16 protein-coding genes are annotated in these 13,756 nt (G+C 43.8%); 9 read left to right on the plus strand and 7 right to left on the minus strand.

What is annotated here, in order from left to right; translation table 11 throughout:
* Positions 1-229 precede the first annotated feature (229 nt).
* Positions 230-1,522, minus strand: a complete 1,293-nt coding sequence (locus VSQ32_19185) for a UDP-N-acetylglucosamine 1-carboxyvinyltransferase (protein MEH2944903.1) — start codon at positions 1,520-1,522, stop codon at positions 230-232.
* 514 nt (positions 1,523-2,036) lie between these two features.
* Entirely contained in the window at positions 2,037-2,465 is a 429-nt protein-coding gene (locus VSQ32_19190) for a protease complex subunit PrcB family protein (protein ID MEH2944904.1), read from the minus strand.
* A 131-nt stretch (positions 2,466-2,596) separates the two neighbouring features.
* On the opposite strand from VSQ32_19190, the gene VSQ32_19195 reads away from it, so the two are divergent.
* Entirely contained in the window at positions 2,597-3,334 is a 738-nt protein-coding gene (locus VSQ32_19195; GenBank protein ID MEH2944905.1) for a 1-acyl-sn-glycerol-3-phosphate acyltransferase, read from the plus strand.
* A gap of 34 nt (positions 3,335-3,368) precedes the next feature.
* On the opposite strand, the gene murF is transcribed toward VSQ32_19195, so the two are convergent.
* The 3 genes from murF to raiA all read right to left on the minus strand — a co-directional run bounded on the left by murF (position 3,369) and on the right by raiA (position 6,622).
* A complete protein-coding gene (murF, locus tag VSQ32_19200; protein MEH2944906.1) occupies positions 3,369-4,757 on the minus strand; it encodes a UDP-N-acetylmuramoyl-tripeptide--D-alanyl-D-alanine ligase in 1,389 nt (462 codons plus the stop codon).
* A gap of 12 nt (positions 4,758-4,769) precedes the next feature.
* On the minus strand, positions 4,770-5,822 hold the full coding sequence (locus VSQ32_19205) for a D-alanine--D-alanine ligase (protein MEH2944907.1): 1,053 nt from the start codon (positions 5,820-5,822) through the stop codon (positions 4,770-4,772).
* A 272-nt stretch (positions 5,823-6,094) separates the two neighbouring features.
* Positions 6,095-6,622 carry a ribosome-associated translation inhibitor RaiA gene (raiA, locus tag VSQ32_19210; protein ID MEH2944908.1) on the minus strand — a complete coding sequence of 176 codons (528 nt, stop codon included), beginning with the start codon at positions 6,620-6,622 and terminating at the stop codon, positions 6,095-6,097.
* A 220-nt stretch (positions 6,623-6,842) separates the two neighbouring features.
* Here raiA and fabG point away from each other — a divergent pair, with 220 nt between their 5' ends.
* Together fabG and VSQ32_19220 are read left to right on the plus strand one after the other, a co-directional pair.
* Positions 6,843-7,577, plus strand: coding sequence for a 3-oxoacyl-ACP reductase FabG (gene fabG / locus VSQ32_19215; GenBank protein MEH2944909.1), 735 nt, complete (start codon positions 6,843-6,845; stop codon positions 7,575-7,577).
* A gap of 136 nt (positions 7,578-7,713) precedes the next feature.
* Positions 7,714-8,067 (plus strand): helix-turn-helix transcriptional regulator, encoded by a 354-nt coding sequence (locus VSQ32_19220; GenBank protein ID MEH2944910.1) that lies wholly within the window; start codon positions 7,714-7,716, stop codon positions 8,065-8,067.
* An 87-nt stretch (positions 8,068-8,154) separates the two neighbouring features.
* On the opposite strand, the gene VSQ32_19225 is transcribed toward VSQ32_19220, so the two are convergent.
* Positions 8,155-9,378 (minus strand): transposase, encoded by a 1,224-nt coding sequence (locus VSQ32_19225; GenBank protein MEH2944911.1) that lies wholly within the window; start codon positions 9,376-9,378, stop codon positions 8,155-8,157.
* A gap of 275 nt (positions 9,379-9,653) precedes the next feature.
* Between VSQ32_19225 and VSQ32_19230 the strand changes: the two genes are divergently transcribed.
* Positions 9,654-10,025, plus strand: a complete 372-nt coding sequence (locus tag VSQ32_19230) for a helix-turn-helix transcriptional regulator (protein MEH2944912.1) — start codon at positions 9,654-9,656, stop codon at positions 10,023-10,025.
* A gap of 77 nt (positions 10,026-10,102) precedes the next feature.
* Here VSQ32_19230 and VSQ32_19235 read toward each other — a convergent pair whose 3' ends face one another.
* Positions 10,103-10,435 (minus strand): XRE family transcriptional regulator, encoded by a 333-nt coding sequence (locus VSQ32_19235; protein MEH2944913.1) that lies wholly within the window; start codon positions 10,433-10,435, stop codon positions 10,103-10,105.
* A 139-nt stretch (positions 10,436-10,574) separates the two neighbouring features.
* Between VSQ32_19235 and VSQ32_19240 the strand changes: the two genes are divergently transcribed.
* The 5 genes from VSQ32_19240 to VSQ32_19260 all read left to right on the plus strand — a co-directional run bounded on the left by VSQ32_19240 (position 10,575) and on the right by VSQ32_19260 (position 13,748).
* The gene (locus tag VSQ32_19240) at positions 10,575-10,772 is read left to right on the plus strand and encodes a hypothetical protein (protein MEH2944914.1); all 198 of its coding nucleotides are present in this window, start codon (positions 10,575-10,577) and stop codon (positions 10,770-10,772) included.
* 441 nt (positions 10,773-11,213) lie between these two features.
* Positions 11,214-11,588, plus strand: a complete 375-nt coding sequence (locus tag VSQ32_19245; GenBank protein ID MEH2944915.1) for a TnpV protein — start codon at positions 11,214-11,216, stop codon at positions 11,586-11,588.
* 133 nt (positions 11,589-11,721) lie between these two features.
* The gene (locus VSQ32_19250) at positions 11,722-11,895 is read left to right on the plus strand and encodes a helix-turn-helix domain-containing protein (GenBank protein ID MEH2944916.1); all 174 of its coding nucleotides are present in this window, start codon (positions 11,722-11,724) and stop codon (positions 11,893-11,895) included.
* A 180-nt stretch (positions 11,896-12,075) separates the two neighbouring features.
* Entirely contained in the window at positions 12,076-12,783 is a 708-nt protein-coding gene (locus VSQ32_19255; GenBank protein MEH2944917.1) for a DUF5131 family protein, read from the plus strand.
* Between the two features lie 116 nt (positions 12,784-12,899).
* Positions 12,900-13,748, plus strand: a complete 849-nt coding sequence (locus VSQ32_19260; protein ID MEH2944918.1) for an AraC family transcriptional regulator — start codon at positions 12,900-12,902, stop codon at positions 13,746-13,748.
* Positions 13,749-13,756: the final 8 nt, after the last annotated feature.

Genomic DNA, 13,756 nt, shown 5'->3' on the forward strand with positions numbered 1-13,756 from the left:
TTATACCAGTTTTTGTAGAAAATCATATGGAAAATTTATAAAAATTTATAAAATTTGTATAAATTCATCGTTTTCCATATCCTGTGGGGAAATATGATATAATATAAAAGCTGAACGGCCTGTAAATCAAAGGCTGCTCAGCTTTATTTTTAAAATTCTGTTTAAAGATTTTTCCGGACGTTCCTGAGAGATGGTTCCGTCATATTCCGGTTCTTTACGAAAAAGTTCCTCAGCTTACCTTAAACTGGAACTTCTGAATCTCTTTCTCGGTGCTGACCTTCTCAATCTGGGCTCCGAGGCCTTCCAGCTTGGTCTCAAAAGATTCATAACCCCGCTGGATATAGTGGATATCGTCAACGATGGTAATGCCTTCAGCGGAAAGGCCTGCAATGACAAGAGCAGCTCCGGCCCTTAAATCCGGTGCGCTGACTCTGGCTCCGGTATAGCCTTTCACCCCGTTGATAATGGCAATATTGCTTTCTACTTTAATATCTGCGCCCATACGGGTCAGCTCATCCACGTATTTGAAGCGATTTTCAAAGATACCTTCTGTTACAGTGCTGGTTCCCTGGGCAATTCCCAGTACCACGGACATCTGGGGCTGCATATCCGTAGGAAATCCCGGATAGGGCAGAGTAGTAACCTGTGTATGCCGCAGAGGCTTTGAGGCTACCACGCGGACAGCATCGTCAAATTCTTCCACTTCACAGCCTGCCTCCAGCAATTTGGCTGTGGTGGCTTCCAGGTGTTTGGGAATCACATTCTTGACCGTAACGTCTCCTTTGGTGGCTGCCGCCGCGAACATAAAGGTACCTGCTTCAATCTGGTCCGGAATGACGGAGTATTCTGTCTTATGGAGTTTCTCCACTCCCACAATACGGATAACATCGGTGCCCGCACCGCGGATATTTGCCCCCATGCTGTTCAGGAAATTGGCCACATCCACCACATGAGGCTCTTTGGCTGCATTTTCAATGGTAGTTTTTCCTTCTGCCATAACCGCCGCCATCATAATATTAATGGTGGCGCCCACAGATACCTTGTCTAAATAAATGTGGCTTCCGATTAAACGATCTGCTTCTGCCGCAACTGCGCCGTTGCGGATTTCCACATGGGCTCCCAGGGCGCGGAATCCCTTAATATGCAAATCCATGGGCCGGCTTCCGATATTGCAGCCGCCAGGCAGGGTCACCTCCGCACGCTTGTATTTGCCCAGCATTGAGCCCAGCAAATAGTAGGAGGCTCTGATTTTTTTCATAGAATCATAGTCTACCGGAATATCTTTTACAAAAGAACCATTTATTTTAACGGTGTGTGCGTCTGTTCTGTCTATTTTTGCTCCAATGTCTCCCATTGCCTGAAGCAGAGCATTAATATCCCTTACATCGGGTAAATTATCTATCGTTACGGTCTCATCCGTCATGATGGCTGCTGCCAGAATTGCAAGGGCCGCATTTTTGGCTCCGCTGATTTCCACTTCGCCGACTAACGGATTACCTCCTTTAATCACATACTGTTCCATATTGCACCTCTATGCTATATTTTTCGTACAGGAAGTTATCATAGTAACATCTTTTTGCCTTTGTCATGTTTTTGACAAAAAAATCTTTATGTACTATTATAACACACTTTGTCGATTTGTAAATCTTTCCTTTTCCGGGGGTCACGTGTCAGCACCGTATGTTCAGTACCGGGCTGTGGTTATCAGCTTATCTTATTTTATGCCGAAATGCCGGAACGGTGCATGACCTTTCTGAAAATCACTGTTTTTAGTATGGGCGTTTCCTGGAAATTCATGCGCCTTTTTCCTGTGTTTGTCCAATTTAAGATTTTGCAGTGTTGAAGCCATAAAACAGGCTCCGGTTGTTATCTTACCATATTTCTTTCTAAATTCCTACTGTTTTTTTTATAAAAAAGAATGCGCAGGCGCATTCTTTGCGCGCGGGCGGATTGCGCAGCAATAAATTTCATCTCCGCGAGCTGCGCATCCCGCCCGGAGGGCTTTCTCTTACAGGAAATTAATAAAAAGCGTGGTATCACTCGAATACCACGCTTTTTTCCAGATATTTTGTCTGAATTACAATATAGGGATAAGATTTTACCTGATTGATTTTTTCTCCTTTGGAAGGACCGATTAAAGTGGTGTCAAAGTAAATGGCATTTCTGGTCAGATAGCAGTCATTGACAGAGATGCTGTAACCGCCGGTTTCCTGTACTCCGTATCCTGCGGCAATGTACAGATATTCTTTATCCGTGTAGGTCAGCTTGAATATGCTTTCTTTTTTTTCTTCAATGACTGACAGAAATTCCTCCGGAATGTCTTTTTCTTCCAGTATTTCGTAGGACAGGTCCTTCAGCTTTTCCGTGTCTGTTTCTTCCAGTCCGCAGCCGGGCAGAACAGGCAGGCTGGTCAGCAGCAGGAGAAGTAGTCCCCGGATGAACAGGCTCCGATAGATTTTTTTCATAAGACGTTCCTTCATTTTTATACATTCTTCCTGAATTTTATGAAAAAATTCTGTTATTTATGATTGTATTTCCCGTTTTCACTCTGTATAATATAGAAAGTGAATCATTGATAAGGAAAAGGTAGAATACTATGATACGAATAATTTTGGTGGCGTTTTTTTTGATTACTTTCCTGATTCTTTCCATTCCGGTTCTGATTGTGGAACAGATTCTGAAGAAATTCAATCCTTATGCTGCGGATATCAGCAGTCTGCGGATTGTTCAGTGGGCCTTTCGGGTGGTGCTGTTCCTGGCGGGGACGGATATTACGGTAATCGGGGAAGAACATGTGCCGAAAGATCAGCCTGTGCTTTATATCCCGAATCATCTCAGTTACTTTGATATTGTGATTACTTATTCCAGATGTCCCGGCCTGACCGGCTATATTGCCAAAGATAAAATGGAGCGCTATCCGTTGCTTTCCACCTGGATGAAACGGTTATACTGTCTGTTTCTGGACCGGGAGGATATGCGGGAAGGGCTGAAAATGGTTCTGACAGGGATTGACCATATTAAGCATGGGATTTCCATCTGTATTTTCCCGGAGGGCACGAGAAATCCCAATCCGGAAGAAGGCATGATGCCTTTTAAAGAGGGAAGTCTGAAAATGGCTGAAAAAACAGGATGTCCTGTGATTCCCGTTGCCATTTCCAATACCCATAACATCTTTGAAAGCCATATGCCTTTTATCCGGAAATGTCATGTAATTGTGGAATACGGAGAGCCCATTCTGCTCAAAGAACTGGATAAGGAGCAGCGGAAGTTCTCCGGAGCCTATACCCGTTCCAAAATTGAAGAAATGCTGAAAAAGCATCAGGATATGCTGTAGGAAGTTCTTATGGGGTTCCTGCAGCATAAAATGATTATTTGAAATGTGCCCGAAGGGCTTCCACAACTTTGGGATAATCCATAAAGTGGGAGGCTTTTACAAGAACGGTATCTCCTTCCTGCAGGTATTCCAGAAGATGAGACTGCATTTCATCTCTGGAATCAAAGTGGAAGACTTCGCACCAGTCGTTGGTATCGCAGGCGCCTCTGGCAGTTTCACTGGAAAGAGGGCCGGCGCAGAAGATGGTGTCAATCTGTTTTTCTGCGGCGTAAGCCCCCACTTCATAATGAAGCTGTTTCTCATTTTCACCCAGTTCACCCATATCACCCAATACGGCTACGGTTCTGGCAAGTCCGTTGCTCAGCACATCCAGAGAAGCTCTCATGGACACGGGATTGGCATTATAACAGTCGTCTATGATGATAAGGCCGCCTGTCTCAATCAGGTTTGAGCGGCCCCCAATGGTTTCCACAGCTTCGATTCCTGCCCTGATTTCTTCCAGGCTCATATGAAGGGCCAGTCCGGCGGCCGTGGCTGCCATGGCATTGAATATATTGTGCTGTCCCGGAATGGGAATGTGTACATCCATGGTGCCGCAGGGTGTGTGAATGACCGTTTCCACTCCTTTTAATCCCAGGTTTCTGATATTGTCTGCGTAAATATCCTGCTGTACGGTCTGATTTTCCCCAAATCCATAAAAGACAGGACGAACGCCTCTGATTTCTTTCAGGGTGGACAGTTTGTCGTCTTCTCCGTTCAGTATAATAGTTCCTTCCGGTTTCAGAAAATCAAATATTTCACTTTTGGCTTTCAGAATACCGTCTCTGGTTTTGAGGTTTTCCAGATGGCAGATACCGATGTTTGTGATAACGCAGAGATTTGGGCGGGCTATTTCTGCCAGCCGGTGCATTTCGCCGAAATCGGAAATTCCCATTTCCACAACGGCTGCCTGATGTTCTTCCTGAATGCGCAGCAGTGTGAGGGGCAGGCCGATTTCATTGTTATAATTTCCGGCTGTTTTCAGTACGCTGTATTTTTCTGAGAGCACAGAGGCAATCATTTCTTTGGTGCTGGTTTTTCCTACGCTTCCGGTGACACCGATAATGGGAATGTTAAGATTGCTGCGGTGAAATTTTGCAATGTCTTTCAGCGCCTGTTCCCCTGACCCCATTAATATGTAGGGTTTCTTACAATTTTCGAGCCTTTTTTCCGAGAGAACAGCGGCAGCGCCCTGTTCCAGCACATCCGGAATGAAATCGTGGCCGTCCACCCGTGCGCCTTTGATGGGGATAAAAAGAAATCCTGCTTCCACCTGCCGGCTGTCTGTAACCACACCCCGGATTACCGTATCTTTTTCTGATTCCGGGCCCATATAAATGCCGTTACATGATTCTGCAATACGCGCTAACGTCAAATGTTTCATAACTTCCTCCGTTTATTGATATTTTTCCATGGAAATCTGAATAATCTTCTCGCAGAGTGCGTCAAAATCCATACCCGCTGCCTGGGCTTCCTGGGGAAGCAGGCTTACTGATGTCATGCCGGGAAGGGTATTTGCCTCAAGACAGTAAATATGTTCCTGTTCATCCAGCAGAAAGTCCATACGGGCGTAAGTTTCCAGATTCAGAACTCTGGCCACCTGTTCTGCATAGTCCTGCATGGAGGCTGTAATATGCGGAGGCAGTTCTGCAGGGCAGGTCTCCACTGTGCTTCCGGCTGCGTACTTGTTTTTATAATCGTAAAAACCTTCCAGCGGAGCAATTTCAATGACCGGCAATGCTTTAAAATCTATAATTCCGACGGAAAATTCCCGTCCTTTTATATAGTCCTCAATAATAATTTTTTCTTCCCAGCGGAATGCTGCTTCCAGCGCTTTCCGGTAATCTTCTTCTGTGCGGACAATGGACACGCCGATACTGGAGCCGCCACAGCAGGGTTTTACCACACAGGGCAGTTTCAGCCCGGTCTGTCTGAAATCCCGGAGACAGTTGTCCCTGTTCATGGAAATTCCTGCAGGTGTGGGAATATGGTTGGTGAGGAACAGGCGCTTGGACAGTTCTTTATCCATGGCCAGTGCGCTGCTTAAATATCCGGTGCCGGTGTATTTGATGCCATATAAATCAAAAGCCGCCTGAATTCTGCCGTCTTCTCCGTTTTCTCCGTGGAGAGCCATAAACACAATATCTGCCATTCGGCACAGCTCAATGACATTGGGGCCGAAAAAGCTGCTGCTCTGGTCTTTCCTGCTCTTTTTCACCGCTTCGAGATCCGGCGTTTCTGCAGATATGCCCGTAACGGTGGCGCTGATTTCTTCGGAGCGGTCAAAAATGTCTGTCAAATTTTCGGGTTCGTCTCCGTATCCCATAAAGACGTCCAGTAAAATAACTCTGTGGTCGTTCCGCCTTAAGGCGTCCGCTACATTTTTCCCTGTTACAAAGGATACGTCCCGCTCGGTGCTCAAACCTCCTGCCAATACTACAATATTCATTTGGAAACCTCCCTGAATTCAATATTCTGTGGCTATCTTATACTATTTTATTCTTCGTGACAAGAACTTCCACCCATTTCGGCACTTTTTTCCGGAACCGGGCACTTTTTTCCGAAATGGAGTGCAGAAGACTCTGCGCATCATGAGAAGAAAAAACAGTTAAAAAATAGCTGTCCGAACGCCATTTTTAACTGTTTTTGGAAAGATACATGATGACAGCCTGTCCAGGGACAGGCCTGCCGTCCGTATAAAATTATGAAGTGCCGGGAAACCTAAAATTCCGGTTCAATCAGGCCGTAGGTGCTCCCTTTGCGTTTATACACTACATTTACTTCTTCTGTTTCCGCATTCTGGAATACGAAGAAATTATGTCCCAGAAGTTCCATCTGAACGCAGGCGTCTTCCGGATACATGGGCTTCATGCCAAACCGTTTGGTACGGATAATCTTTACTTCCTCGTCGTCCTCTACTTCCTTTTCGATAAATTCCTGCTGGAAGTTGCCTGCTGCCTGCTGCTGGTCAATAATCTTGTTCTTGTATTTCTTCAACTGTCTTTCAATGACTTCTTCCACCAGATCTATGGATACATACATATCATTGCTTACCTGTTCGGAGCGGATGATATTTCCTTTTACCGGAATGGTAACCTCGATTTTCTGCCGCTCTTTTTCCACACTCAGAGTTACGATGATGTCTGTCTCCGGTGTGAAATAACGCTCCAGTTTCGCTAATTTTTCTTCTATCGCTTTTCGCAGCCCGTCTGTGATATCGATATTTTTTCCGCTGATTGTTATACGCATGGTGTCCAACCCCTTTTCCGTTTATTTTTAAGTGTTATAATTATACCATACCTGAATTCTGAATACAACAAATCTATGGGAATTCCTGACATTTTCCACTGGATAGTATGAAAAATTATTCTGTGTATATGGCCGGGGATTCCGGAAGATGCTATACTGAATCCGGAACAGATATCATTTCGGAACGATAAAAAACCGGTTACGGAGGAAAGGAATTTTTATGAAATCAAAAACTGTTTTTATTACCGGCGCTTCCCGTGGCATAGGCCGGGCCATTGCAGAGGAATTTGCCCGCGGAGGATACTCTCTTGCTCTTAACTGTAAATCTTCCGGGGAAGAACTGCATGTATTTGCCAGGCACCTTTCGGATACCTTTCAGGTGCCCTGTCTGCCGCTGGTGGGGGACGTGAGTGATGAGAAGTTTGTGGAACAGGCTTTTGAGGAGATTCAGCAAATGTTCGGCAGGACGGATATTTTAATTAATAATGCGGGCATTTCCCATGTGGGTCTGTTGTCTGATATGAGCCTGGAGGAATGGAACCGGGTGCTCCAAACCAACCTCACATCCATGTTTTTATGCTGCAGGTATGCTATTCCTGCCATGGTACATGAAAAATCCGGCAGGATTCTGAATATTTCGTCTGTGTGGGGCAGCGTGGGGGCTTCCTGTGAGGTGGCTTATTCTGCTTCCAAAGGAGGCGTGAATGGATTTACCAGAGCGCTGGCCAAAGAACTGGCTCCCAGCGGTATCACGGTGAATGCCATTGCCTGCGGCGTGATAGATACCAGGATGAATCACTGCTTTTCAGAGGAAGAGCGGCAGCAGCTTGCAGAGGAGATTCCTGCCGGGCGTTTTGGACTTCCGCAGGAGGCAGCCAGCCTTGCCATGTCGCTGGTCACAGCGCCTTCTTATCTGACAGGGCAGGTGATTGCTCTGGACGGAGGCTGGATGTAGCAGGCGATTCACGTTTATGAATAAGATTCGCGATTTGAATAATTCCGTTATTTTCCATATATTTTTTCGTAAAATATTTCTATCGTACCATGGTTTTTACGGGAGAGTTATTTTACAAAAGAGGAATGAGTATAATATGAAATTATCCAGCAGACTGGAAAATTTGTTAGAGGAGCACAATCTTACTCAGAAAAAATTATCTACGGAACTTCATATCGCACCGTCTACCCTGAACGGATACCTGAGAAGAAACAGAGAACCGGATTTTGCGACGCTGATTAAGCTGGCCAATTATTTTCAGGTGTCCACCGATTACCTTTTGGGCGTTACGGATATTCGCCGGCCATATAATCCTGAAAAATTTTATGATGATAATGAGGAGGATTTACTGGATACATACCGGTCCCTTGGACCGCAGGAGCAGATTTACCTGATTAAGCAGGCGCATATATACTGTAATCATGATCTGAGTTTCCCTCAGAAGAAATAAAAAGTACTCAAACTGCATGGATGAAATTACAATCTGCGTATTTCTTTTTTCACCGGGGCATATTCTATTAACACCACTTTACAACTATTATAAATAGCGCTCCTTTTGCTGAACAAGGTATTTTAAGGCTCTCATAAGGGCAGATGATTTTATTATACTTTCGCTCTTTTTCACGAAAGTGGCAAAAAATACCTCCTGCCTGATCCGCTCGCTGAGCACAAACCTGAAATCCTGTGCGCTTTCCCTACGGTACTTTGAAAATGCTTCATCCTGATATGGCAGCAGTTTCATCGCACAATAAGCTATGTTGATCAGATTAACCAGCATTTCAATCCCTTTCCGGCTGCGCACCATATAGCTGCATAGTGACCAGAAGGTTTTCTGTTCGTAATAGCTGACTTCTATCTTCCATCTGAATGAGTACAGGAACAAGGGGATGTAATCCATCCATGCACTCCCCGTCTGGTTCAGGGGGGTCTTTTCCTGCCATGCACAAAAAATCTGCAGCTGTGTGGGGAAAACCGTACTGAAGAACAGGCGCCTGGAACCGCCTTCCTTCTCTGTGGCTGTCACATAGGCAAAAACTTCCCTTGTGCCGAAAATATTTGTAAGGACACGGCGCATCCCAATATAATAACCGCCTATTTTTTCATCCGAAAGTGTAAAATCTTTTTCCGCCGAAAGACGTTTCCCATGTTTTGCAGGCCTGCCCCTTTTTCCGGTCGGCTGCGGGGCAAGGTCATAAAGGACAGAGTCATACCTTGCATTTCCGATTAGGCCAAGGTTTGGGTATTCATCCACGACAGAAACCAGATCCCCTTTTGTATACCAGCTGTCGCATAGGATAATGACATTCGCCTTTTCCTGTAATTCAGGCATGGCCTGGCGTACCATGGAAGCAGCCAGCTTTAATTTTGACTCTTCTTTCTGCCACATACGGTAGGAAAGCGGAAACGCCTGGTAAACAATCTTGCCTTTATCCCACATTGGCACACAGAGCATGACACTTACAAAGCAGTGCCCATTCAGGTAGCCGCTGCCGTTGTGCGCGGAATGGTCAAAGAGTTTTGAGACATCCTCAAATTTCTTTCCATATTTGGGAACAATGGTATCATCCATGCATAAAAAAACGGGCTGCGTCTCTAAGGATTTCGGGATTAGTTTCAATGCCATAGATGCTGTTGCATTCATAAACCTGGAATAATCCACTTTGGCATAGGAGCAGGCATAGTAAAAGGCATTCAGGGATTTATCTGTTAGCTTTGACAGGAAATGTCTGTAAAGGAAACGGATGGAATCCGCTGACTCCAGTGTCAGTATGGACAGCAGGAGCAGGACCAATGTCTCGGCTGTAGGAATGGAACAAGCCTCAAAATAAATGTAAAAATAATGATAAAGTCTACCAATTATAGTTTTTTCGTTGTATAATAAGTCTGTCGTACAGGATCACTTTCTTTCGTATTTTTTTGTTTGCAAACTTATTATACATCAGAAAGTCCTGTATGACATTTTTTTTATGGAAAAGTTGTAAAGTGGTGTTCTATTAAGATAAAGATACTTCAATTTATCTGAATGGGGGTGCCCTTATGGATTTCTATATTCGCCTGGAAAATCTGATTGAGGAAAGAAATCTGACACAAAAGCAGTTGTCTCTGGATCTTCATATCGCATCGTCCACTGTAAATGGATATGTCAACAATAATCGGGAACCGGATTTTGCAACGCTGGTTCGTTTTGCGCAGTATTTTAATGTATCCACGGATTATCTTCTGGGTCTCAGCAGTGAAAAGAAGCCGTCGCCTTCTTCCTTAAGTCCTGCGGAAGGAGCATTGATACACCTGTACCGTTCTCTGCCACAGGAGCGGCAGGAGTTGATTGTTGAGCAGGCAAAATTTTATCAGAATCTTGAACAGAAGCGTCAGAAAGCCTCCAAAACACGTTCCGGCTCTCATTCCTGAGAGACCGGATGTTTTGACGGAGCATATCTGTACGGAAACAAAAATCAGCCTTTTCTCTGTAAAGGCTGATTTTTGTTTTAAGGCATTTCCAATAACTTTTTTACTGCGTGTTGCATTTCCGGACAGTCACGATACCGCAGAATTAATGTGCGTTCTTCTTCGGAAAGAAACATATTATCCATGGAATCATTATAGCCAAAAGTACCAAGAATGTTATCAATATTATATATTTTACAGAGGATCAGCAGCGTATCCGCATCCGGCTGCGTCTGGCCGCTTTCCCATCCATAAATCGTTTTCGGGGCAACAGGCAGATTATGGTCTTCCAGCCTTATTACCAAATCATTAACGGAAAAATTGTTTAGTTTGCGATATGCCTTTAAAACTTTGGAAATATTCGGATTTTTCATGCTCTCACCTCTTTTCTAATCATAGACTACCCGAAAATCCCCGTCAATAAATTAGAAATAATTCTCTGAAACCAAGTAAATGAATGATTGAAATTCTTTTTAAAAGAGAATATAATAGATAAAAAAAGGGAGGGGCAGTATGGGGGAACAGGCGAAGAAGTGGTTGGCAGAGCAGATGAGGGAAAAACGCATTTCAGAGGAGATTGTTGCAAATGTGCTGGGAATTCCTGCAGAGAAATTTTATGTGGGAACGGGTGAAGTTCTGGGGGCGGATGAATTCCTTCGGATATGTGCCTATCTTCACATTCGTCCGGAAAATATGTCTCTGGATGAGTAAACACATTATATTTCTAAGGCTGCACAGGAATGGAGCTGCGGCTTTCTGATTTTTGACTGAATCTTTTCTTCTCCGGGTATCCGGTTCTTTTTCAGTGAATTTCCGTATTATTCAGATATGTTTTATAAAATTTTTTGTTATAATAACCCTTGCTTAGTATTGAAATGTGTTACTCCATCCTTTTTACCAGTAAGGGATTTGCAATGGATAATGAATGACTCAAAACTTTGGACGGTTTTAACAAAGGATTATTTTGCCAATTTCACCGGGCGATTCATGAGGAAACTGCAGCAGAGGTGATTTACCATAGAGCAGATAGTTGGAAGGAGTATATGGGGCTTCAGACATAAGTGAAACCAGATAAGGAGAAAACTATTAATTGTGTTTAAGACAACAGACACAATAATGTGGAGTGAATATCTTATTTGGAGGAAATAGAAAATGGCAAAATCATTATTTGAGGAAATGGATGGCAAATATGAAAGACAAGGTGACTATTTAATTCCATGTATAGCCTTATCCGCCGAGGAAGAACAGCCGATAGGCATATGGGGGCAACGGCATCTGGATTATCTGAAGCAGTGCCGCAAGGTTACATACACCAATCTTCTTACAAGCGGCAGGTTGAACGCTTACCTTGCCGACATCGACAGGCAGGCGCAGGAACGCTTTGAAAGGCTCATAGAGGGCATGAAACAGGCGCAGGGCATAACGGAACGCCTAAAGGAAGAAAACGCCTTAGAATGGATTGGACGACTCAATAACATAAGGGCTTGTGCGAGGGGGATTGTGAACGAGGAAATCATTTTCGCATAGGCGATATGGCGGCAGAGGGTAAAATCTCTGTCGTTTTTCTTTTCGGGGAGTTTTTAAAAAGCTCATATTTCTGCACTTGATATAGTTCGTTCAAGCGGCTATACTATATACAGTACGCAATAGGAGGTCAAAAATGTTTGAATATATGACAGCACAAGAAGCCGCAGAAAAATGGAACGTATCGCTTAGGTGGGTGCAGCGGCTATGCAAAGAAAATCGTATTGAAGGAGCAATGAACATCAACCGTGTCTGGCTTATACCGATAATTGCCGAGAAGCCTATTGATAGAAGAAAGAAGAAATCCTAAGTGAGTGTTAAAGTTTCAGCATAAACAAGTGAAAATCCAAAATAGAGAACAAAGAGTAGTCGAAAAAGAGCGGCAATACGCTATGCGGTAAGAAAAATCGAAACACAAAGTGCGGTAGATTTTTATGGCTATTCAAATCTGATGACGCTGTCCTGTCAGCGGGAATGAGAGGTTATAAACATGGCAATGTGGAATCCGTGGCGTGGCTGCCACAAACATAGTGAAGGGTGTAGGTATTGTTATATTCATAAGGGCGATTTCAAGCGCAGGATTGATACAAACAATATTGCAAAGACGGATAATTTTTACGCCCCTATCGCTAAAAATAAATCGGGAGCATACAAAATTAAATCTGGGCAGACCGTATATCTCTGCTTTTCTACGGATTTTCTGATTGGGGATGCCGATGAATGGCGTTCTGAATGTTGGCAGATGATACGGGAGCGTTCAGACCTGCACTTTCTTTTTCTAACAAAGCGTATTGAACGTTTCATGGATTGTATTCCAATGGACTGGAACGATGGATATGATAATGTTACGGTTGGTTGTACGGTAGAAAATCAAGACAGGGCTGATTACAGGCTTTCCATTTTCAATAAATTGCCTGTTAAACATAAAAATATTATCTGCCAGCCGTTGATTGAGGAAATAAACCTTACAGACTATCTTGATAATGTTGAATTAGTTGTAGTTGGCGGTGAATCAGACAGAAATGCCAGACCACTTGACTATACGTGGGTGCTTTCCATACGGGAGCAATGTGTCGCCCGCAAAGTACATTTTGAGTTTCGGCAGTGTGGGACACATTTTATCAAAGACGGAAAAAGCTATACTTTATCTACCCGTGATTTATGTAGCCAAGCAAGAAAAGCGAATATCAATTACTAAAATAATTACCTCTCTTTTTTTGTGCAAGTATAGAGAGGAAAAATATAAGAATAAGCATTATAATAACAAAGGCGAATTTATATTCATAAGCACAATATGTATGAAGGAGGTATCTCATGGAATGGGTTGAAAGATTAAACCAAAGCATGAATTATATTGAAGAACATTTGACGTGCGAAATTGATTATGAACAACTTGGGCGGATTGCCTGCTGCTCTACCTATCATTATCAGAGAATGTTTACTTATATGGCGGGTGTCACTCTGGCAGAGTATATCCGAAGAAGAAAAATGTCGTTAGCGGCGGTGGACTTGCAAGGTGGGAATGCAAAGATTATTGATATTGCACAGAAGTACGGCTACCGTTCTCCGACTGCATTTAACAGGGCGTTCCAGTCTTTTCATGGGATAGCCCCTTCATTCGTTAAGACTGCGGGAGTATCTGTGAAATCTTTTTCCCCCATTGTGTTTAGAGTTGCTATAAAAGGAGCAACAGAAATGAATTATAGAATTGAAACAAAAGAAGCCTTCCGCATTATTGGCGTATCTGCACCGCTTGACAAGGAAATTGAAAATAACTTTATGACTGTGCCTAAGATGTGGCAGGACGCCGCCGAAAATGGAACAATACAGAAATTGGCAGGAATAATGGATACGCCGCCAATGGGACTTTTGGGTGTGAGCGCCTGCAATGATGAAGAACAATGGAAATATTTTATTGCCGTTTCCAGTACAAAAGCAAGCGATGAGTTTGAAGAATATACCGTGCCTGCGTCTGCTTGGGCAATCTTTTCTGGAACAGGTACAAACCAGTCCATACAGGAATTGGAGCAGCGTATTATAACCGAGTGGCTTCCGACCTCTGGATATGAGTATGCCAACGCCCCCGATATTGAGGTTTACTTAAATCCAGACCCACAGAACGCACAGTATGAGGTATGGATACCCGTATCAAAAAAGGGATAACGGAGGGG

This window comes from Lachnospiraceae bacterium JLR.KK002 (assembly GCA_036941025.1).
Lineage (GTDB): Bacteria > Bacillota > Clostridia > Lachnospirales > Lachnospiraceae > Petralouisia.

Excerpts from the sequence above, each read along its gene's own strand:
- VSQ32_19255 (MEH2944917.1), top strand. The coding sequence starts at position 12,076 with ATGGCAATGTGGAATCCGTGGCGTGGCTGCCACAAACATAGTGAAGGG.
- fabG (MEH2944909.1), top strand. The coding sequence starts at position 6,843 with ATGAAATCAAAAACTGTTTTTATTACCGGCGCTTCCCGTGGCATAGGC.
- VSQ32_19205 (MEH2944907.1), bottom strand. The coding sequence starts at position 5,822 with ATGAATATTGTAGTATTGGCAGGAGGTTTGAGCACCGAGCGGGACGTA.
- VSQ32_19185 (MEH2944903.1), bottom strand. The coding sequence starts at position 1,522 with ATGGAACAGTATGTGATTAAAGGAGGTAATCCGTTAGTCGGCGAAGTG.
- VSQ32_19260 (MEH2944918.1), top strand. The coding sequence starts at position 12,900 with ATGGAATGGGTTGAAAGATTAAACCAAAGCATGAATTATATTGAAGAA.
- VSQ32_19190 (MEH2944904.1), bottom strand. The coding sequence starts at position 2,465 with ATGAAAAAAATCTATCGGAGCCTGTTCATCCGGGGACTACTTCTCCTG.
- VSQ32_19230 (MEH2944912.1), top strand. The coding sequence starts at position 9,654 with ATGGATTTCTATATTCGCCTGGAAAATCTGATTGAGGAAAGAAATCTG.
- VSQ32_19245 (MEH2944915.1), top strand. The coding sequence starts at position 11,214 with ATGGCAAAATCATTATTTGAGGAAATGGATGGCAAATATGAAAGACAA.
- VSQ32_19240 (MEH2944914.1), top strand. The coding sequence starts at position 10,575 with ATGGGGGAACAGGCGAAGAAGTGGTTGGCAGAGCAGATGAGGGAAAAA.
- VSQ32_19195 (MEH2944905.1), top strand. The coding sequence starts at position 2,597 with ATGATACGAATAATTTTGGTGGCGTTTTTTTTGATTACTTTCCTGATT.
- murF (MEH2944906.1), bottom strand. The coding sequence starts at position 4,757 with ATGAAACATTTGACGTTAGCGCGTATTGCAGAATCATGTAACGGCATT.
- raiA (MEH2944908.1), bottom strand. The coding sequence starts at position 6,622 with ATGCGTATAACAATCAGCGGAAAAAATATCGATATCACAGACGGGCTG.
- VSQ32_19220 (MEH2944910.1), top strand. The coding sequence starts at position 7,714 with ATGAAATTATCCAGCAGACTGGAAAATTTGTTAGAGGAGCACAATCTT.
- VSQ32_19250 (MEH2944916.1), top strand. The coding sequence starts at position 11,722 with ATGTTTGAATATATGACAGCACAAGAAGCCGCAGAAAAATGGAACGTA.
- VSQ32_19235 (MEH2944913.1), bottom strand. The coding sequence starts at position 10,435 with ATGAAAAATCCGAATATTTCCAAAGTTTTAAAGGCATATCGCAAACTA.